Source organism: Joostella sp. (assembly GCF_048266025.1).
Classification (GTDB): Bacteria; Bacteroidota; Bacteroidia; order Flavobacteriales; family Flavobacteriaceae; genus Galbibacter; species Galbibacter atrarenae.
Map to the genome: position 1 here is coordinate 138,695 of NZ_JBLXAF010000006.1, position 18,532 is coordinate 157,226.

17 protein-coding genes are annotated in these 18,532 nt (G+C 33.9%); 13 read left to right on the plus strand and 4 right to left on the minus strand.

What is annotated here, in order from left to right; translation table 11 throughout:
* Positions 1–74: 74 nt before the first annotated feature.
* The 9 genes from ACN0TY_RS11700 to ACN0TY_RS11740 are packed head-to-tail and all read left to right on the plus strand — an operon-like array spanning position 75 to position 11,762.
* Entirely contained in the window at positions 75–3,545 is a 3,471-nt protein-coding gene (locus ACN0TY_RS11700; RefSeq protein ID WP_417444650.1) for a phage tail tape measure protein, read from the plus strand.
* On the plus strand, positions 3,545–5,932 hold the full coding sequence (locus ACN0TY_RS11705; RefSeq protein ID WP_417444651.1) for a phage tail spike protein: 2,388 nt from the start codon (positions 3,545–3,547) through the stop codon (positions 5,930–5,932). The genes ACN0TY_RS11700 and ACN0TY_RS11705 overlap by 1 nt, the downstream gene beginning before the upstream one ends.
* 1 nt (position 5,933) lies before the next feature.
* Positions 5,934–6,932, plus strand: a complete 999-nt coding sequence (locus ACN0TY_RS11710; RefSeq protein ID WP_417444652.1) for a hypothetical protein — start codon at positions 5,934–5,936, stop codon at positions 6,930–6,932.
* Position 6,933: 1 nt separating this feature from the next.
* On the plus strand, positions 6,934–9,666 hold the full coding sequence (locus tag ACN0TY_RS11715; protein WP_417444653.1) for a hypothetical protein: 2,733 nt from the start codon (positions 6,934–6,936) through the stop codon (positions 9,664–9,666).
* Between the two features lie 33 nt (positions 9,667–9,699).
* Entirely contained in the window at positions 9,700–9,927 is a 228-nt protein-coding gene (locus ACN0TY_RS11720) for a hypothetical protein (protein WP_417444654.1), read from the plus strand.
* Positions 9,928–9,969: 42 nt separating this feature from the next.
* Entirely contained in the window at positions 9,970–10,305 is a 336-nt protein-coding gene (locus ACN0TY_RS11725) for a hypothetical protein (RefSeq protein ID WP_417444655.1), read from the plus strand.
* Positions 10,302–10,703 (plus strand): hypothetical protein, encoded by a 402-nt coding sequence (locus tag ACN0TY_RS11730; protein ID WP_417444656.1) that lies wholly within the window; start codon positions 10,302–10,304, stop codon positions 10,701–10,703. The genes ACN0TY_RS11725 and ACN0TY_RS11730 overlap by 4 nt, the downstream gene beginning before the upstream one ends.
* Positions 10,681–11,256 (plus strand): N-acetylmuramidase family protein, encoded by a 576-nt coding sequence (locus tag ACN0TY_RS11735; RefSeq protein WP_417444657.1) that lies wholly within the window; start codon positions 10,681–10,683, stop codon positions 11,254–11,256. Before ACN0TY_RS11730 ends, ACN0TY_RS11735 begins: the two co-directional genes overlap by 23 nt.
* Complete coding sequence (locus ACN0TY_RS11740; protein WP_417444658.1) at positions 11,253–11,762, plus strand: hypothetical protein; 510 nt, start codon at positions 11,253–11,255, stop codon at positions 11,760–11,762. Before ACN0TY_RS11735 ends, ACN0TY_RS11740 begins: the two co-directional genes overlap by 4 nt.
* A 16-nt stretch (positions 11,763–11,778) precedes the next feature.
* On the opposite strand, the gene ACN0TY_RS11745 is transcribed toward ACN0TY_RS11740, so the two are convergent.
* The gene (locus tag ACN0TY_RS11745) at positions 11,779–12,075 is read right to left on the minus strand and encodes a hypothetical protein (protein WP_417444659.1); all 297 of its coding nucleotides are present in this window, start codon (positions 12,073–12,075) and stop codon (positions 11,779–11,781) included.
* 154 nt (positions 12,076–12,229) lie between these two features.
* Between ACN0TY_RS11745 and ACN0TY_RS11750 the strand changes: the two genes are divergently transcribed.
* From ACN0TY_RS11750 to ACN0TY_RS11765, 4 genes are read left to right on the plus strand one after another with little or no spacing between them, the layout of a single operon-like run.
* Entirely contained in the window at positions 12,230–12,574 is a 345-nt protein-coding gene (locus tag ACN0TY_RS11750) for a hypothetical protein (protein WP_417444660.1), read from the plus strand.
* 56 nt (positions 12,575–12,630) lie between these two features.
* On the plus strand, positions 12,631–13,281 hold the full coding sequence (locus ACN0TY_RS11755; RefSeq protein WP_417444661.1) for a DUF3560 domain-containing protein: 651 nt from the start codon (positions 12,631–12,633) through the stop codon (positions 13,279–13,281).
* A 19-nt stretch (positions 13,282–13,300) separates the two neighbouring features.
* Positions 13,301–13,702, plus strand: a complete 402-nt coding sequence (locus ACN0TY_RS11760) for a hypothetical protein (protein WP_417444662.1) — start codon at positions 13,301–13,303, stop codon at positions 13,700–13,702.
* Between the two features lie 4 nt (positions 13,703–13,706).
* Positions 13,707–14,015, plus strand: a complete 309-nt coding sequence (locus ACN0TY_RS11765) for a hypothetical protein (protein WP_417444663.1) — start codon at positions 13,707–13,709, stop codon at positions 14,013–14,015.
* A 73-nt stretch (positions 14,016–14,088) separates the two neighbouring features.
* On the opposite strand, the gene ACN0TY_RS11770 is transcribed toward ACN0TY_RS11765, so the two are convergent.
* From ACN0TY_RS11770 to ACN0TY_RS11780, 3 genes are all read right to left on the minus strand, one after another.
* Positions 14,089–15,273, minus strand: a complete 1,185-nt coding sequence (locus ACN0TY_RS11770; RefSeq protein ID WP_417444664.1) for a tyrosine-type recombinase/integrase — start codon at positions 15,271–15,273, stop codon at positions 14,089–14,091.
* Between the two features lie 234 nt (positions 15,274–15,507).
* The gene (locus ACN0TY_RS11775) at positions 15,508–16,371 is read right to left on the minus strand and encodes a sigma-70 family RNA polymerase sigma factor (RefSeq protein ID WP_236959963.1); all 864 of its coding nucleotides are present in this window, start codon (positions 16,369–16,371) and stop codon (positions 15,508–15,510) included.
* Between the two features lie 286 nt (positions 16,372–16,657).
* A complete protein-coding gene (locus ACN0TY_RS11780) occupies positions 16,658–18,517 on the minus strand; it encodes a peptidase M61 (RefSeq protein ID WP_417444665.1) in 1,860 nt (619 codons plus the stop codon).
* Between the last annotated feature and the right edge of the window lie 15 nt (positions 18,518–18,532).

The window sequence follows — 18,532 nt, forward strand, 5'->3', positions numbered from 1 at the left end:
AACTACGGATTTGAATAGCTAAAATAAGCCTTTAAAACGTTGCCTCAAAGTAATTTAGGAGAAAAGTAGTAACGATGCCAGTTAGAGGGGATAACAGTTTATATTTTGCAAGCGGAATAGATAATTCTGGACTACAACAAGGAGCCAATCAAGCGGTTAATATTGTTAGTCAAATGGGTGGTTCTATTGCTAAAATCAATCCTTTTGCTGCTTTGGCAGTTGGAGCACTTGCGGCTTTTTCTGCTATATCAAAAGAAGCTTACGACATGGCTAAAAGCTTTGAGTCTGCAATGGCAGAAGTCAGCACGATAGCCAATGTTAGCGAAAAGGAAATGCGAGGACTAGAGCAGCGTATTTTTAGCATTTATAAAAGACTTGGAACCGAACCACCAGATAAATTAGCAAAGGGGTTATATGAAATTATAGGTGCTGGATATGAAGCTGGCGAGGCTCTTGACATTTTAGAAATAGCTTCAAAATCCGCAACTGCTGGGATAACATCTACAGAGGTAGCAGCAGACGGACTTACTACTATATTAAACGCATTTCAACTACAAACAGAAGATGCGCAAGAAGTAGCAGATGTGATGTTTGCTACAGTTGATAGAGGTAAGATATCATTTGATGAACTATCAAGTCAAATAGCACAAGTTGCACCAATAGCAGCGGCAAGTAATATATCATTCCAAGAGATTGGAGCCGCTATCTCTACATTAACAAAACAAGGGGTTCCAGCTGGTCAAGCTATGACTCAAATACGTTCGGCAATAGTTTCAACCACCGAAGTTATGGGGGATGGAATTTTTGAAACATTATCTCTTCAAGATGCATTCAATGAAATGTATAAAGCTGCCGATGGAAGTCAAACAGTTCTTAAAGAGATGGCTGGACGAGTAGAGGCTGTTAACGGTATTTTATCTATTGCAGGAAAAAACTTTGAGGGAGCTGTAGAAGATTTAAACGCAATGAGCGATGCAGCTGGAAGTGTTGACCGTTCATTTTCAAAAATTACTGGAACCAATGCAAATCAATTCGACATATTTTTTAATAAAATAAAAGCGAGCACTCAAGGAATCGGAGAAAGCCTTCTTACTTTTTCTAATGCTGTAGTTGGATTGATGAATGATGCGATAGGTAGTACAGAAGATTTAACGGATGAAGTTGCAAAGCAATCTAGCGAATATAGAAACTTAGTAGCTTCATTGTATGATTCTAATGTGGAGTTTGATAAGAAATTAGAGATATTAACTCAACTCAAAAATCAATATCCAGAATATTTATCAAGTCTTGATTTAGACAAAGTTAAAAACGATAATTTAAAAGAAACACTAGAGGGAGTAAGAGGTGTTTTAGAACAAATTCAGAATTTAAGAAACAAGAGTGTAGCTGTTTCAGGACTACAACAGCAAGTATCAGAAGCGGAAGCTACTAGAAATCAATTAGACGCTATATATCAAAGACAGTTATCAGATTTTGAAACTTTAGTTGGTGAAGCGTTGGCTTTTGCAGAAAAGAATGGAATTGAGATACCGATTTCAATTAATGATGATCCAAGTGACATATATAGTAAAATAGAAAATGCTTTCGATGGTGTTGATGGTGCTTATCAAGATTTTGTAGTTCCTTTATTTCAAGCAGAAAAAGCCGTAAGTACTTTCTATTATCAATTAGAGAAAGCAAAAGGTGTCGTTGAAGAAAACCAAAACAGCTTGGATAATTTTACTGTAAAGCTATATGATAATGCGGAAGGTTACAAAGAGATTGTTAAGCAAGTAGAAAAAGTAAACTCGCTATCTGGACTTGAAGAGTTTGATAAAAAGTTTTCATTTCAAGGTATTAAAGACGCTATTCAAGATAGAAAGGTGGTTTTAGAGTCGCTAGAATCCATACAAGACATTACGAAAGAGGAATATAAAGCTAATCCAAATTCATTGGCTAAATATCTCGAATCAGAAAACGAACAAATTAAAAAAGCTGCTGAGGAGAGAAAGAAGATATTAGAATATGTTTTCACGCCTACTGGAGATGCTGACACCGTAAACAGACCTAATGTTTCGGAGGTAAGTTCAATTCAAGGTCAGAAAGTTAACTTAGATTTTGAGTTTAACATTGATACTACTTCTATAAGTTTCATAGAAAAGCAAATAGCTTATATAACAAACCTTTGGAAAGAAGCAGGCGAGAGTGACAGGCCTTTTTATGACAGCATTAGAAAAGAATGGGAGGAAAGACTTGATGCTGCTAGAAATGGACATAGTGATTTAGAAGAACTTCAAAAAAAGGCAAACTACCAATTACAGGATTTAAGTCTTAAGCGATTAAAGCAAGAAAAAGACAACTGGAAAGAACTTCTTAAACAGTATAGCCAAGGAACTGACGAGTATGAACTTGTAATGAATCAAATAGATGCTATCGCTCAAACTACATCAGATAAGATAGTAGAAGTGTTTGGTCAAGTTACAGGATCCATAAATGAAGCTAAACAATTATTTGAAACCTTTGGAGCAGGCGATGATGTAAGTGAAGCATTAACGATGCTTTCAGAGCTTGGAACCGCCGCAGGTAATTTATTTTCTGGAAATCCTGGTCAAATGGTCCAAGGAGGATTGCAAGCTTTAAATGCAGTTTTTTCAAGTGGTATAGACTCAAATACTGGGAGGTTTGAGGCTGTTATTGAAAGGCTAGAGGACGCTATCGAAAAGCTAGATTATACTATAAGTAAATCAGTGGGTGAGGACAGAATTACAAGTAGAATATCTCAGATAGAACAATTGCAAGAATTAGAAGAAGCCGCTGAAAAAGCCGCTCAAGCAGAAGCAGATGCAAGAAAGGAAATCAAATATTTAGGGATTTTTACAATTGCAAAAAAAGGTAGAGGTTCTGGAACAGATCAAGCTAAATTAGAAGAGCTGCAAACTGCTGCAGAAGATGCAAGGCAAGAGGTCGAAGCGTTGAGAGAAGAACTTAACGAATTATATACAGGGACCACACAATCAAATATTGTTGACGGAATTATATCCGGATTAAAAGAAGGCAAGAAATCAGTTGCAGATTTTGCAGATAACTTTAAGGATTTGATGCAAGATGCTATGCTTCAAGCATTCCAAACTAAATATTTGGAGGATGCCATTGAAGGGTTTTATAAAGAGTTTTCAGCCGCAGGTAAAGACAGCGAATACACACCTGCAGAAATAGCTTCTTTAAGATCACTATATAATTCAATCATAAACGGTGCTCAGTCTGACATCGAAGCTATTAACGAGGTTTTGGATGGTTTAGGATTAGATGGTTTGGGAGCTGATAATAGTAAGCCTGGATTAACAGGAGCTATCTCTACTATTACAGAAGATACAGCCAATATACTGGCAGGAACATTAAATGCCATAAGACTTGATGTCGCTAGCGGATTGTCAGTTGCAACACAAAACAGTCAGTATTTATCTCAAATAGTAGCAAACACTCAATATAATAGATTCTTAGAGAGCATCGATAATAGAATAGGAAGTATTGAAAGTGGATTATTACAAATTCAAGCGCAAGGATAATGAAGATATATAGAAACGAAGTAGAAATTCACGATATAGAAATTGATGCAAACACCGAGCTTAAACAAAGCATTTCGGGCGAAGATTTAATTTCATCAAGATTCACATTACCCGAAAAGATTGATTTACAAATAGGGGATTATGTGACTTGGAATGGACTTGATTACACGATACTTGACGAGCCACAAGTTAAAAAATCACAAGGATATTTCACTTATAATTTACAGTTTAAGTCAAGTTTATACTTACTTAAGAATGTGCTTGTATTGCTTGATGATAGTTCAGAGTTTTATTTGTTTGGAAATGCTCAAACTTTAGTATCTCAAATAATAAGCAACTTAAACCGTGTTTATGGTGGATATTATGCAGATTTCGTAGAAGATACAGAAGAAATAAACTTTTATTTCAACAACTATAATTGTTTGTCAGCAATTCAGAATATAGCCTCTCAATTATCATGTGAATTTAGAATTGAAGGTAAAAAAATAACATTCAAAAAGAAGATAGGTCAAGAGACTGGACTTGTTTTTGAATACCGAAAGGAATTAAGAGAAATTGAAAGGCAATCCGTTCAGAATAGTGAATTGGTAACAGTTTTATATCCTTTTGGGAGCACTAGAAACATCACTACTGATTATGGAAGTAAAAGACTTAGGGTAAGTCCTATAAGTAATAATACGTCTATTTTCGGAACTATTGAGAGAACGCATATATTCGAAGATGTATATCCAAGGTTTAAAGGTTCGGTTAGCGCCACTCCAACTTTAACCACTTTTAAAGACACTGGAATTGACTTTGATATAAACAATCAGTTAGCGCCAGGAATGACCGCTAAGGTAACTTTTAATACTGGCGATTTAGCAGGTAGAGAGTTTGAAATATCTGCATATCAAAATTCAAGTAAAACAGTAGAAATAATAGCTTATTCAGATGACACTGGATTAACATTACCTAATGAAACATTAAAACCACGTATAGGTGACAAGTATGTGTTTTGGGACATCAAAATGCCACAATCATACATTGATAATGCAGAAATAGAGCTGCAAGAAAAAGCCGTTGAATACCTTGAAACATATTCACAGCCTAACGTGGTTTATAAAATAACGCCTAATTATCCAAAGTTAAGAATGGATAATACAAAACTTAATTTGGGCGACATAATTACTATTCAAGATGATGATTTCGGGATAAGCTTTGAAGTTAGAATACTGTCTCTTACTCAAAAGTTAGTTAATGAATTTGAATACAGTTTAACAATAGGAAATCAAATTACATTAAACTACTTAACGCAAGTAATAAATGATACAAAGAACATACGTAATGAGATATATCTGAATGAGATAAAGCAAAATGAGCTTTATAATAGACTTTATTATAACTTAAAAAATGTTAAGACAGCTGTTTATGTAAATAGAAATGAATTTGATGCAGATACTTATTATTACAACAATCAAAATAGACGTGACTACGTGTTTAGGTATGATTCAGAAGGTGTAAAATACTGGTATTATTTCGTTGGAGAAGATCATACAAAAGCAGAATGGATTCAATCCAATTGGCAATTAATAGGTGATAGCTTCGAGATAATAGCCACAGACACTCTTTTGGCTGAGCAGGCTAATATCGGTAACTGGCATATTGTTAATGAAAACATAGTTTCACAGAGCAATTATACAAATCCCAACAACTCAAATGAGCAAATACCATTTGCAATATTAAACGGTAATCCAGGTGAACTAAGATTTTCTGGTTTAATTGATAATTATACAGAGTTTGGAAATCGCACTTATGAGCAAAAGATTGTTATAAATAATGAATCCATTACAGCTACAAGGTCTGGAGATAGCCAACAGTTAGCCGCTACTTCTTATTTAAATTCTAAAGGAGTATTTGCTAATTCAGCTGGGACAGACGCCTTACCTGCTTCCACGGGAATAGAAGCTAAAGGCGCATTAGTTGGTTTAGGATATGGCAAAATGAATAAAGGATACGGGGGTGAGTTTATTGCTGGTGTTATAGGTAGAGCTAAAAATTACGCTAGTAATCCAGCTCCTTCTTATGGAGGTGCATTTTGGGAGCTTCTTGTTAACGGACTTAATTTTGCTGTTAAGATAGCTAAATCTAATTACTTATGCTCAATAAACGACACTTACATAGGCTGCTATAATTACAATTCAAACATACAAATAACACTCCCCATAAACCCAACTGTAGGGAAGATTTATTTTATAAAAAGAATGTCCGCAGGTGTTAATGTTGTAGGTAATGGATATAACTTTTGGTTTGATGAGAACCAAGGTAATGACGTATGGTTGTCAAATACAGGCGAAGCTAATTTATTAATTTTTGACGGTAATTATTGGACGCGATTAGTACTTAAGTAATATGACATTCGGAAACATAAATATAGAAAACTTAGGATTCATTATTCAGTCAATGAATGGACTTTTGGATTTGCCAAAAAGAAAAGGCGACACCTTATACGATTGGGGTGATGGTTTCTTTGCGTTAGTGGATGAAAATGACATCTATTTTGGCACTCGAAACATTGAAGTTCTAGCCTACTGGGATAATAGAATGAGTTCTGATTTTAGAGAGTCACTTCAAATACTTAGAAATGCCGTAACTACGGAAATACTAAGCACTGATTACGGTGATTATTTGTGTAAAATAGATAGTATTGAGGTATTGAAGGATTTCGGTATTTCTGGAAAGACGGTTAAAATCACTTTCAAAGAATTAAATCCAGACTTATCTGGAGGACTACCAAGTATTATTGGTGAATCCAGTGTAAGAATAGACGGATATGATCTTATAAACTTTGGATTATTAACTCAAAAAGTAAATGGCTTTGATGTTCCAAAATTGCAAAGTAGCAAAAAAACATCGTATCAAAACAATTACTTAAGTGTGTTTCGGGATCCGCCAGAAGTTGAGTTAAAGGTTACTGGAATTTACGTATCAAAATCTGATATGGCGTCAAAACTAAATGCTTTTAACAAGCTCATTTCAAAAGAGGGATTAAGGCACTTTGTACATGGCGGATATGGATATCAATGTTATTGTCCGGATGGGTATAATTCAAAAATTAAAGGAAACATAGTCGAGATATCGATAAATCTTAAAGTTATGGCTTATTACAATATTGACGAGATAGTACAAAAGGTTATTGACGAGATAACTATACAAGCAAGTCCGCAGTCTGATTTAATGGAAACAGATAGTCAAGATCCTGCTTTCATAAAAGGAAAAGACACCTTTAAAGCTGCTGACAGCGATAAGCTAGACGGTAATGACTCGACATATTTTGCCAAAGAATCTGATATGTCTCAAATAAGAGATTATGATTATGCAGAAGATTTAGAAACTAAAACAGACTTTTAAAATGGGAATGGGGAGTTTAGATGATTTAATTACTAAGATATCAGACAAGCTTAACTATCTATACGATCAATTAGATGGATTTGCTGAATCTGGAGTTTCTAATGATGGGGGTAATTCACTTTCTTTAGGCACAGATGACAAGCCTTATTTTAAAGAGCGTACATCTGCCGAAATAAAATCAGCCTATGAGAGTAATTCAGACACAAACGCGTTTACAGATGCTTATAAAAATCAATTAGACACTTTAGATGCTGATATAACTGAAAAATTAGATAGAGGAGGATATGCTGGAACTGCTCAAGATTTAAAGGATGATATAGATGGATTTGTTTCTGGCGTATCAGCTGATGCGGATAACTCTTTAATTCTAGGTACTGACGACAAGCCTTATTTTAAAGAAAGAACGGATGCAGAAATCAAAGCATCTTATGAGGGCAACGCCAATACTAATGCATTTACAGATGCAGAGAAAGTTACACTTAGTACTGCTTTGCAATCGGATGATTTAGACGGTTATTTAACCGAAATGGAAAGCGATTCAAAATATACGCCACTTACAAGAACATTAACAGCTGGTAATGGAATACAAGCCATTGGCGATTTGTCACAAAACAGAAACATTAATCTCGATTTTGATTATTTAGATGACAGATATGATAGTGGAAATAAAACACGTACAGGGTGTAAAGTCGCTACAACTGTAAACATTACTTTGTCTGGAGTTCAAACTATTGATTCCGTAGCTTTATCAGTTAATGACAGGGTTTTAGTAAAGAATCAAACAGATGCTACTAAAAACGGTTCTTACTTGGTTAAATCTAGTACTTGGGTTCGAACTTCTGACTTTGATACAGTATCATCAGACGAAATAACTCAAAGTGCAACCTTCTACGTTCAAGAGGGTGTAATGAATGGAAAGTCTAGTTGGAAATTGCAAACACCTAATCCAATAACGTTAGGTACAAGTAATTTAATTTTTGAGCAAATCTCGGGAGCTAGTAATTATATAGGAGGTAATAAGATTTCATTAGACGGGAACCAAATAAATCATGATACAGGCACATGGACAGGAAAAAGCAATCTTTCGGGGGCAACTGTTATAAGCAATCTAAATGTAGATGCATACGGGCACATAAGCAACTGGACTACCCGAAACTTGACTGCTAGTGATGTTGGGGCAACAACGCAGTCGGCATCAGATTTGCGATATTTAAGAAAAGATGTTAGTGGTGTATTCACAGGGAATGAACTAAAGATTGATAATGATAAGTTCTTGATGTTAGGTAACGATAACATTGCAGGCTTACGAGCGACTTATGGAAATTCAGAACTGAGATTATATGAGGGTAATTTTAGCATAAGAGACGGGGCAGATGCTAGGTTTTCGTTCGGAAGAACAACAGGGAATTTCTCGGCAACTGGAAGTATAACGGGGGCGAATTTATCAGGAATAAACACAGGCGACCAAACGTGGAGTACGTTAGATGGAAAGCCTACTACATTCACTCCTAGTGCGCACAATCATGATGACAGGTATTATACGGAAGCGGAAAGTGATGGGATGTATTTAAGAAAAGACATCACGGATGTTTTAAATTCAGGTGTACGAATACCTCACGATGCTTTCTTGTTTTTTGGAAACTCTAATATTTCTGCTATTCGAGAGACTGGAGGGAATACAGAACATCGATTGTATTCTGGAGACTATATAATAAGAGATACAACCTCTGAAATATTTAGGTTTCAAAGGACTACAGGTAATTTTATAGCGACAGGGAGGGGTGTGTTTGGAGACTTTATACAGCCATCCGGAGCTGGAGGAAACGGTGTTAGGATTAGAGGAATAGGGTCAGGTTCGTCGAATGTATCTTATTGCTCTTTTTATGAATCAGATGGAATTACAAGACAAGGTTATGTCGGATTTCCAACTCCTTCCTCTTCAAATCTATTCCTACGAAACGAAATCACTTCCAAAAACCTTCAGTTAAAAGATGATGGTGTATTGGATTACAATGGCATAATTAAAGCTGATGATTTTAATGGAAATGGATCAGAACTAACCAACGTAAATGCCGACCAAGTAGATGGATTTCACGCAAGCAGTCTAATTAAAACAAGCGGAAACCAAACAATAAGCGGAAGATTAAGCGGAAGCGATGCAACAAGCGACACTGATTTCGTTACAAAAAGACAGGTGTTACCTATTGCCACCCAAGGAAGTGGAATAGTTAAATTAGTTGAGTCAGTAGATTCTGGCGTTTATAATGGAGGAACAGGGTCTTACTTAAAAAAGGGAAGCACATCTAACATATATGAATACGAAATGCCAGCTGGAAGTTTTCAAAACAGCGGAAAAGGATTAATGGAGGTAGAGATGTATGCTGATGTGACATCAGTGAGCTTTGATGTTAACTTGTTGTTGAACTTAACAATAATACAAGGCGGTACTACATTTGATTTTCCAGCGAACACTATAAACCTTAACACTTCTTCTCCTGGAGCTGCTGGGTACTTTAAATTTAATTTTACATCTAGACAATCTGGTGGGTTATTTTATGGTTTTTCAGTTTCTGACATAACAGATTTTTCTGGAACTTCAACAGAATACAGAAATGCATCAGTAGCAGGAATAGATTTTAGGAACAGCTTTAAAATAAGGGTCAAAGTATCGACTCAAAATGGATACTCAATGTCAATACTTCCATTTACAGTTAAAGTAAGTGATCTAAATTAAATTTTTAATAATCAATTCAAATAAACACAAACAATGCAACAACAATTATCAATTTTAGAAGCAGCTTTAAATAAAGGAAATGGGTCCTTAACAATTCAAGAAAGTAGAAGTACAGCCAATGCTTTTGATTCAATTATTGAGCACATCAACAACTTAACAGCTCAAAACAAAAAACTAGAGGGAGTAAATAAAGACTTAAGAAAGGAATTAGATGATTTAAATGAAGATTTCAAGTCTTTGAATAAGTCAAACAAAAAATAACCACAAACAAGACCTACAATGCTATTAAATATAATACTCCAAATGGAAGGTATTAGTCTTTTAGATAACATACAAAAAGCTGGTATTGTAGGCTTATTAGTCGCAATTATAGTTTGGCTAGTTAGAGAGCGTACAAGACTAGAAAAGGAAGCTAACGACATCAGAGATTTGTTAAGTAGCGAGCGTGAAAAGAGGCTTTTAGAACTTAAAGAGCAAGCGGACGAAAAGAGCCAAGTGCTTGAAAAAGTAATCAATATGAATGCTGATAATCTAAAGCAAATGGAAACTGCAATAGGTATACATGAGCGAAATATGATTGAGGTTCTTAAAGAGCAATTATCCCAAATCAACGAAAAAATTAAAGAACTAAAAAAATGAAAAAGAGAGAATTTTTAGTTAGATGGGAGCATTTCTGTAGATGGTTTAGAAAGATTAACGGTTTTTATATTTTAATAGCCATAATAACAACTACAAATGTATTTAGTTGGCTTGAAAAAGCTGATCTGCAAGTAAAGAATAATACCTTAAATGATAAACTGGAAATGCTCCAGGGAAGTTATGATAAATTGAGCGCAAAGTATCTTATTGAAGCGCGTAGGTATTCAAGGATAGATAGCTTCACTAATAACGCTGGGAAGCGATATTTAGATTTATTAGAACAAAACAATGAATTGTCTAAATCTATTAGTCAAAAACTTGATACGCTTAATATTATAAGGCGCCAAATAAAGAAACAAGATAACGAATTGAAAGATGAAGCCAATATTAACAAATAATGATTTCCAATGGGCAGCCGATAAAATAGGTTGTGAACTTGCTGTAATCAAAGCAGTAGCGAAAGTAGAAAGTGCAAAGACTGGTTTTTTGTCGGATGGTGCGCCAAAGATATTATTTGAAGGTCATATTTTCCACAGAGAAACTGGCGGCAAGTATTCAAAACGTGAAATCTATAAAGACATATCATATAAGAATTGGACTACTAAGTATTATGGTGAAGATGGATTCGAAGAGTACGAGCGTTTTAAACGTGCTTTTGAATTAGATCAAGTAGCAGCAATTAAATCTGCAAGCTGGGGTAAGTTTCAAATAATGGGATTCAACTATAAGCGCGCTGGATTTGATGATATATATAACTTCATGGTAGCCATGGACGAAAGCGAACGTAAACACTTAGAAGCTTTTGTTAACTTCATTTTCTCGGTTGGCTTGGATGATGAATTGCGCCGTAAAGATTGGCAAGGTTTCGCACGTGGTTATAATGGCCCGAGCTATGCAAAAAACCGTTATGATGAAAAGATGCTGAAAGCCTATAAAATGTATTCGAAATGAAAAACATAATAATCATATTCGCCTTCTTATTTGCATTTATGCAAACTTCCTGCGGTTCTAAAAAAAAGGTAGTCGAACGGAAAAAAGAATCGACTGTTTATACTGAAAAGAAAGACGTTCAAACAAATGTAAAGAACGATATTACAGCAAATGTAAGCATTGTTAAAACTAGCGTTAAAACAACCATAGAGCCAAAGGACGAAAGCAAAGAATCTAGTTACAACGGCATACCTTTTAAAAATGCCAAAATAACAAAAGAGGAAACTGCAGAAGAGGTGAATACTGAAATTAAAGACAACTCCGAAGTTGATTTATCAGATAACACCAATACTGATTTTAAAGACGAAAGCGAGGCTTTAAATAAAGATATAGACAAAGACAACTCATTTAATGTATTCGACTGGCTATGGTTGTTTATTGCAATAGCTGTTGTGTTATTCGCTATTCGGTTGTATGTGAAAAAGATAAACCCTTTAACTTGGTTGAAGGATCGAGTTGTAAAGTAATACTTGACAACTGAAATTAAATAAAGCCTCCATAATTAGCCTTCACTTCGTAATTTACATCTATAAAGTTTTTATAAAACTCCCTATTCAATTCCATGCACCTATTTATTCGATGAGTAAAAGAATTATCGCCAATTAATCTGAACTTTAAATTGCTTGGGTTGTATTCAATTTTTAAATCTACAAATGTAGCTGGATTGATTTCTGGGACTATATAAAAATCAAAAGCAAACTCAAAAGCTTCTATTCTTTGCAAATGAAATTCCTCATTTGGATAAAGATCTTCGTGTATATAATTGTAGTTGTATGGCATGTCGGTACAAAAATATTTAACCTCACATAAATATCATGCATTTCATCGAATAAATCATAAATAGTTTGCTTTACGCAAACTATTTTGTATATTTACATCAGTAATAACAAGCAAGGGTTCTTTGAAATAATGATTAACAAATAAAGTTGTAAAAATGAAACAATTAATTGATAGAGTTTTGGATCACTCAAAAAACAATCCTAACGGTTTCACTATAAATATTGAAACAATGAAAGCTGTAAAATTTGGAATTGTAGTAGCATACTACGAAACGCAAAACAGCTTTGGCAAAAAGGCCTTAGAAAAAGTAATTAACCATGCATTAAGCCACGAAAAAATAATTGGAGGTTGGTTTAATAGCAAAAACGGATTTTTTTACTACGATTCAGTAAAAAAATTTAAAAATTCAGAATTAGAAAAAGCGATTGAGTTTGCTAAAAAAAACAAACAACTCGCAATTTTTGACTTAACAAACCTTAGAGAAATAGAAATTAAATAGGGGAGATAATCTCCCCGCCCTTGCTTATTTTTTCAACTTTTAAAAAACACCATACTATGAATACATATAAAAAATATTGTCCAAATGTTTTTGTTGCTAAATGTCCAGAATCACACGAAAAGGGTGAGGTTATAACACTAACCACTAGATACGGAAAGGAAAACGAAAGTGTAATACATAATTTAGTTGGTAGAGACAAAGATGGTAGTTACTACTATTCTATAACTAGATTAGACGGATTTGACGCAAAAGAGAGAGCTATTAAAAGAGCTGAAAAACTTAAAAGTTACGCTGCTAATGCCGAAAGCAGAAGTAATGAAGCTTATGATTCTAGGGCGACAAAAAGCGAATTGGAGTTTATGAAGTTAGGTGAGCCTATTAAAATAGGTCATCATAGCGAAAAAAGACATAGAAAGCTTTTTGAAAAATATGACAGTAAAATGCGTAAAAGCTTCGAAGAGAGAGAAAAGGCTGAAAATTACATCAATAGAGCGACTTATTGGGAAAGTAAATCGAACGATATTAATTTATCAATGCCAGAGAGTTTAGAATATTATGAGTATTTACTTGAGAAAGCTAAACAAAGACATGAGGGAATGAAAAACGGAACCATAGAACGAGATCACTCTTATTCCTTAACTTACGCTAAAAAAGAAGTTAATGAGATAACTAAAAAGTTAGATGTAGCCAAAAAGCTATGGAGTTAAAATAATTAAATATAATACTATGAAATCACAAAATAAAAGCATTTCAAGCTATGCTGCTGCAGGTATAGATATTGAGGCAATCGATGATAAAACGATTAAAATAACTCAATCTCGTTTAATAAATGGATACATACTTAATAATAAGCAGCTGCACGATAGAGCTCGTGAGGTTTTTCCAGATAAAAAAATAATTCCAGTAGTTTATGCTTTAAATGTTGACGACATAGATTTAAAGTGGGTTGAGTCAAAAATGAATGAATTTGGAATTAAAAGAAAGGATTTAATAAAACAACTAGCTATTGATAAATCTAGTTTAAGTTTGGTTATGTCCGGCAATAGAGAACTATCTAAACCAATGAGAGCAACTTTCTTTTATTATTTTCTGACTTATGAACTTAATAGGGATTTAAGAAATATTTAAAAAAATGAAAAATTTATTATCTCCAGAGGACATAAGATGGGAATTTATATCCTCTTTAGGTTTTGTAGATCAACATCATGCAAAGTATATAAATAAGGAGTTTGGTCTTGAAATGGAAACTATAACTAAAAAGCTTAGCGATGGTATTAGTTTTGGAAAATCTAAAGTATATTATTTTATCACTGGTCAAGAAAAAGAATATACATGCATACAGCTTCTTTGTGACGATTGGAATGAAATTAACAATTACGATGATCCAGAAAATGAAATTGTATGGATAAAAAAAATAGTTCCTATTAAAAAGCTAAAATAGTCATTTTTTCCCCTTTATTTTCCCCCAAAAAATAAACCCCTTGAAAATCAAGGGGTTTCAGTTGTTTAAAAAGTTATTCCAGAAGTTTAGAATAATCTTCTGGAAGTTCTGCATCAATAGACCTTAAGTATTTTTCAAGGGCATCCATAGACTCATGACCACTAATAAGCATGAGTCTGCTTTTTGCCTCATAAGGCGAAAGTGTTTCACGTAATTTTCTATATAATTTAGTAGTATAATAATGTCGAAATGAATAGATTCCATAATCTTCACCAAGTCCGAAGTGATCTTTTATTTCTTTAAACTTTCGAGAGAAATGTCCCCTTTTTGAGTTGTCAGAAGCATTCCAATATCCAAACAATCCGTCTTTAGTGAATAAACACCCTTCTTTACCGCTAAGGCCAGGGAGGTCGTTTATAAGTATATCTGGAATTATTTTAGTTTTAAATTGACCTTGTTTAACCATAACAGACAGTGTTTTATCTTTAATATTTATAGACTGTGCAGTTAGCCTGCATACTTCAATAGGTCGTAAAAAATTATAACTTACAAATTTTATAAACAATAGCATATTTGGATAGTTTTTAGCCATATAATCGAACAACTCCTCAGCCTGCTTATCTGAATATGTTTTATTTCTTTGTGGCTTAGATTTAAGCATTGGAATTGATTTAACAAAGTTTTTTTCAATAACTCCGTTATCTTCCATTGATTGCCATAGTGTGCTAATTGATGTCTTATAATTATTTCTACTTCTATTACTCACGTCCTTAAGAACCTCGTTTAAAAAGTCTGTAACGGTTTTTTTGTTTATAGAGGTTATAAATCTACGATCAAAACCATTTGCCTTAAGATAATTTTTGAATTTACCTATATCGCTTTTAAATCTAATAAAGCTATCATGCTTCATGTGTAGTTTTTTTATTTCTAAAGCGTTTTCTATTGCTTCAAAACTTGAGGGAACGGATACTACGCTGTTTTTAATGTCATTATAAGGATTAAATCCAGTGTTTAAAAGCTCTATTAAATTGCGTTCTAATGTTTTTAAAAACTCAATTCTTTCTTTATAAGAATGATACTCATTTACACCTCCATATATGTTATATTGTCTTTCCATCTTTCCAGTTTCTGGGTTACGAAATGACCAACGCAAATACCATTGTTTTTTTAAGGCTTTATTTTTTTCTGACTTGTCAAGATCAGACCATTTGCCTTTAAATCCACCTTTATAAATTCCAGTGCTAAACTTTTTTTTCATTAAAAAGTGTTGTTTAAAGTGTGGTGATCCTTTCAGTTTATTTACTAAACTCATAGTTAAATAAGGGTTTTGAAAGGATTTTATATTCACCATAAATTAAAAAACTCCGGTAATCAGCCGGAGTTTATTCATCAATCAAAAAACGAACAGTTTATGATAAACTGTTGTTGCCGTATATATCTTTGTAAGCTTTATAGTCGAAACTTAAAATTACAAAAAAATAAGGTAATATGATTAACCTAAATAGGTTTTTAGGATTTTACTTCTAGAAGTATGTTTTAATCTTCTGATAGCCTTTTCTTTAATTTGGCGAACACGCTCTCTTGTAAGATCAAATGTTTCTCCAATTTCTTCCAAAGTCATAGGATGTTGATCTGCCAATCCGAAATAAAGTCTAATAACATCAGCCTCACGAGGGGTAAGCGTTTCTAAAGCTCTTTCGATCTCGGTACGAAGCGATTCGTGTAAAAGTTCTCTATCTGGGTTTGGAGATTCTCCACTACGTAATACGTCATATAAATTAGAATCCTCTCCTTCTACTAAAGGTGCGTCCATAGATACATGGCGACCAGAGTTTTTCATGGATTCTTTTACGTCATTAATAGACATATCTAATTCTTTTGCAATCTCTTCAGCAGAAGGAACACGTTCGTGCGCCTGCTCAAGGAAAGCAAAGGTTTTATTAATCTTATTGATAGAACCAATTTTATTTAATGGTAATCTAACAATACGAGATTGTTCTGCTAATGCTTGTAGGATAGATTGACGAATCCACCATACAGCATAAGAAATAAATTTAAAACCACGCGTTTCATCAAAACGTTGTGCAGCTTTAATAAGGCCTAAGTTCCCTTCGTTGATTAAATCGGGTAAAGTTAATCCTTGATTCTGGTATTGCTTTGCAACAGATACAACGAAACGTAAATTAGCTTTTGTAAGTTTTTCTAAGGCTATTTGGTCTCCCGCCTTGATACGTTGTGCTAATTCTACTTCTTCATCTGCTGTAATTAGATCTACCTTACCAATTTCTTGAAGATACTTATCCAGGGAAGCGGTTTCTCTGTTGGTTACCTGCTTCGTAATTTTGAGCTGTCTCATCTATTCTCTCCTGATTGTTTTAAATGAATGAATTGGGTATACGGGTATTATACGTAGCTACTAGAAAAAATGTTACAAGAAATTTTGAAAAAAATAATAAATATGTAGAATGTGTTGATTTTATTGGGGTAACAGGACGTTTCTAATTTGAAATATTTTTTTAATACACCTAAAGCGACTTATGGATAATTGTTTTTTAAAGGATGAAAAGTTTGATTTTATAAAAAATGAACCCGCAAAAAATATAATTCTTTGCGGGTTCATTAATAAATTGAAAAGCTATTGTTTAGCCTTTAAGCCATGCTTCTCGTAATTTATCTTGTGTGGAATTTGTAGTTTCCATTTCAGAAAGCTTTTTACTCTCTACAGTTGGCGTTCCAACTTTTCCTTTAAGCGTTTTTTCTTCACCGTCTCTATCGATTACCAAAGTAACTTCTGTATCTGGTTGCCAAGACATAGAACCTATAATAACATCGCGAATTGCTTCTATAGTAAACTCTTTTCCGTTTACAGACTTTATAACATCATCAGCTTGAAGTCCAAGAGCAATCATCGAAGAATTTAAAGTTGTATTTCTTACGAAAATCTCATTGTTTTTAGGGTTTACATCTACATATGGAGTTTGTCCGTCTAAAAAGAAACCAGTAGGAGTCATTTCAGAAGTAAAAGACAATCCAACTTTACCTAAGAAATCTTCATAATTAATAGGCGTGTCTCCAATTACATAAGTGGTAAAGAAATCTCCAACTTCTGGGTAAGTAAGCGCTATGATTTTATCGAAAAGCTCATCATCTTTAAAAGGTTTGTCTTCTCCATATTCTTTAGAAAGTTCTTTCATTAGCCATAAAATTCCTTTCTCACCATTGCTTTGTTCACGGATAATAATATCTACGCACATCCCTATAAGAGCACCTTTTTCATATACATTACCGTAATCATCTTTATAAGGTTCTACCAAAACATTCTTACTCATTTTGGTGAAAGAAAGTGCATCGTTGTATTTTTTTGAGTTTTGAACTTTTCCAGCAATTCTATCATAAAAAGCTTGCTCATCGATAAGCCCTTGATTTATCTGGAATAAATTTGCAAAGTATTCTGTAACTCCTTCATACATCCAAAGGTGTTCTGACATTTTAGGATCGTTGTAATCAAAATATTGAATCTCTTCTGAATGGACTGTAAGTGGAGTTACAATATGGAAAAACTCGTGAGAAACTACATCTGTCATAGTTTCTACTAAAGCTTCTTTTGGCATCGTTTCTGGCAATACAACCGTTGTACTTGTATGATGCTCTAAAGCTCCGAACCCTGTAGGATCACCCTCTCCCATAGCTCCTAAAAATAGAAGAATATGGTATTTTTTTGTAGAATTTATATCTCCTAGGAAAGTCTTTTGAGCTTTCATCATTTTCTCCATTTCCATTTTTATGCTGGCTGCAGAATACACTTTATTTGGAGAGTATATAGAAAGTGTTACCTCAATATCATTTACAGAGAAAGTTTCTGAATCTGGTCTTGAGTACATAATAGGGTTATCGGTAACTTCAAAATAACGATTAGCGATAAAAGTATCTGTATCTACTTTTTCATTTTTAGAAGCCACTTTTTGTAAAGATGTTGAAGCTTCAAACCCTGAAGGATGTGTGAATGTAAGTTCGTATGGTCTTTCTTGAAGATCAGAAAAATAACCAACAAACATATGTAAGTTAAGGAAGAAGTTTTTGTTAGCCTCTATATTTGTTCCTGCTGGAGAAAATACAGCCTCATCAACTTCTGTTTCTGTATCAAAAGAATCGTTTACATCGTATTCAATTCTATCTAGATCAGTAGCATTTGTAATCTTCCAAGTATTGGTGTCAACACTAGAAATTTCCATTTTATTATTGTCGTAGTCATAGGCAGTAACATTCTCTAGAAACTGACCGTAATTATTATTGCTATACGTTCCTGGAACCGTTTTTGGAATGTAAAAATTAATTGTTTCAGTAGTAAAACGTCCTGGGTCTAGCGATACATGCACTTTGTCATTAGTAACATTAACAAGGTCTACAGATGCTTTAATAGGTGCACTGGTAACTAAGTCGTTTACTTTAGGCGTACAGGCTACGATGGTCGCAGCAAAAATTGTAAAGACTAACTTCTTCATATATTTCATTTATAA

What these genes read in the sequence shown, in the direction of transcription:
- ACN0TY_RS11700 (WP_417444650.1), top strand. Translation starts at nt 75, where the DNA reads ATGCCAGTTAGAGGGGATAACAGTTTATATTTTGCAAGCGGAATAGAT.
- ACN0TY_RS11705 (WP_417444651.1), top strand. Translation starts at nt 3,545, where the DNA reads ATGAAGATATATAGAAACGAAGTAGAAATTCACGATATAGAAATTGAT.
- ACN0TY_RS11710 (WP_417444652.1), top strand. Translation starts at nt 5,934, where the DNA reads ATGACATTCGGAAACATAAATATAGAAAACTTAGGATTCATTATTCAG.
- ACN0TY_RS11715 (WP_417444653.1), top strand. Translation starts at nt 6,934, where the DNA reads ATGGGAATGGGGAGTTTAGATGATTTAATTACTAAGATATCAGACAAG.
- ACN0TY_RS11720 (WP_417444654.1), top strand. Translation starts at nt 9,700, where the DNA reads ATGCAACAACAATTATCAATTTTAGAAGCAGCTTTAAATAAAGGAAAT.
- ACN0TY_RS11725 (WP_417444655.1), top strand. Translation starts at nt 9,970, where the DNA reads ATGGAAGGTATTAGTCTTTTAGATAACATACAAAAAGCTGGTATTGTA.
- ACN0TY_RS11730 (WP_417444656.1), top strand. Translation starts at nt 10,302, where the DNA reads ATGAAAAAGAGAGAATTTTTAGTTAGATGGGAGCATTTCTGTAGATGG.
- ACN0TY_RS11735 (WP_417444657.1), top strand. Translation starts at nt 10,681, where the DNA reads ATGAAGCCAATATTAACAAATAATGATTTCCAATGGGCAGCCGATAAA.
- ACN0TY_RS11740 (WP_417444658.1), top strand. Translation starts at nt 11,253, where the DNA reads ATGAAAAACATAATAATCATATTCGCCTTCTTATTTGCATTTATGCAA.
- ACN0TY_RS11745 (WP_417444659.1), bottom strand. Translation starts at nt 12,075, where the DNA reads ATGCCATACAACTACAATTATATACACGAAGATCTTTATCCAAATGAG.
- ACN0TY_RS11750 (WP_417444660.1), top strand. Translation starts at nt 12,230, where the DNA reads ATGAAACAATTAATTGATAGAGTTTTGGATCACTCAAAAAACAATCCT.
- ACN0TY_RS11755 (WP_417444661.1), top strand. Translation starts at nt 12,631, where the DNA reads ATGAATACATATAAAAAATATTGTCCAAATGTTTTTGTTGCTAAATGT.
- ACN0TY_RS11760 (WP_417444662.1), top strand. Translation starts at nt 13,301, where the DNA reads ATGAAATCACAAAATAAAAGCATTTCAAGCTATGCTGCTGCAGGTATA.
- ACN0TY_RS11765 (WP_417444663.1), top strand. Translation starts at nt 13,707, where the DNA reads ATGAAAAATTTATTATCTCCAGAGGACATAAGATGGGAATTTATATCC.
- ACN0TY_RS11770 (WP_417444664.1), bottom strand. Translation starts at nt 15,273, where the DNA reads ATGAAAAAAAAGTTTAGCACTGGAATTTATAAAGGTGGATTTAAAGGC.
- ACN0TY_RS11775 (WP_236959963.1), bottom strand. Translation starts at nt 16,371, where the DNA reads ATGAGACAGCTCAAAATTACGAAGCAGGTAACCAACAGAGAAACCGCT.
- ACN0TY_RS11780 (WP_417444665.1), bottom strand. Translation starts at nt 18,517, where the DNA reads ATGAAGAAGTTAGTCTTTACAATTTTTGCTGCGACCATCGTAGCCTGT.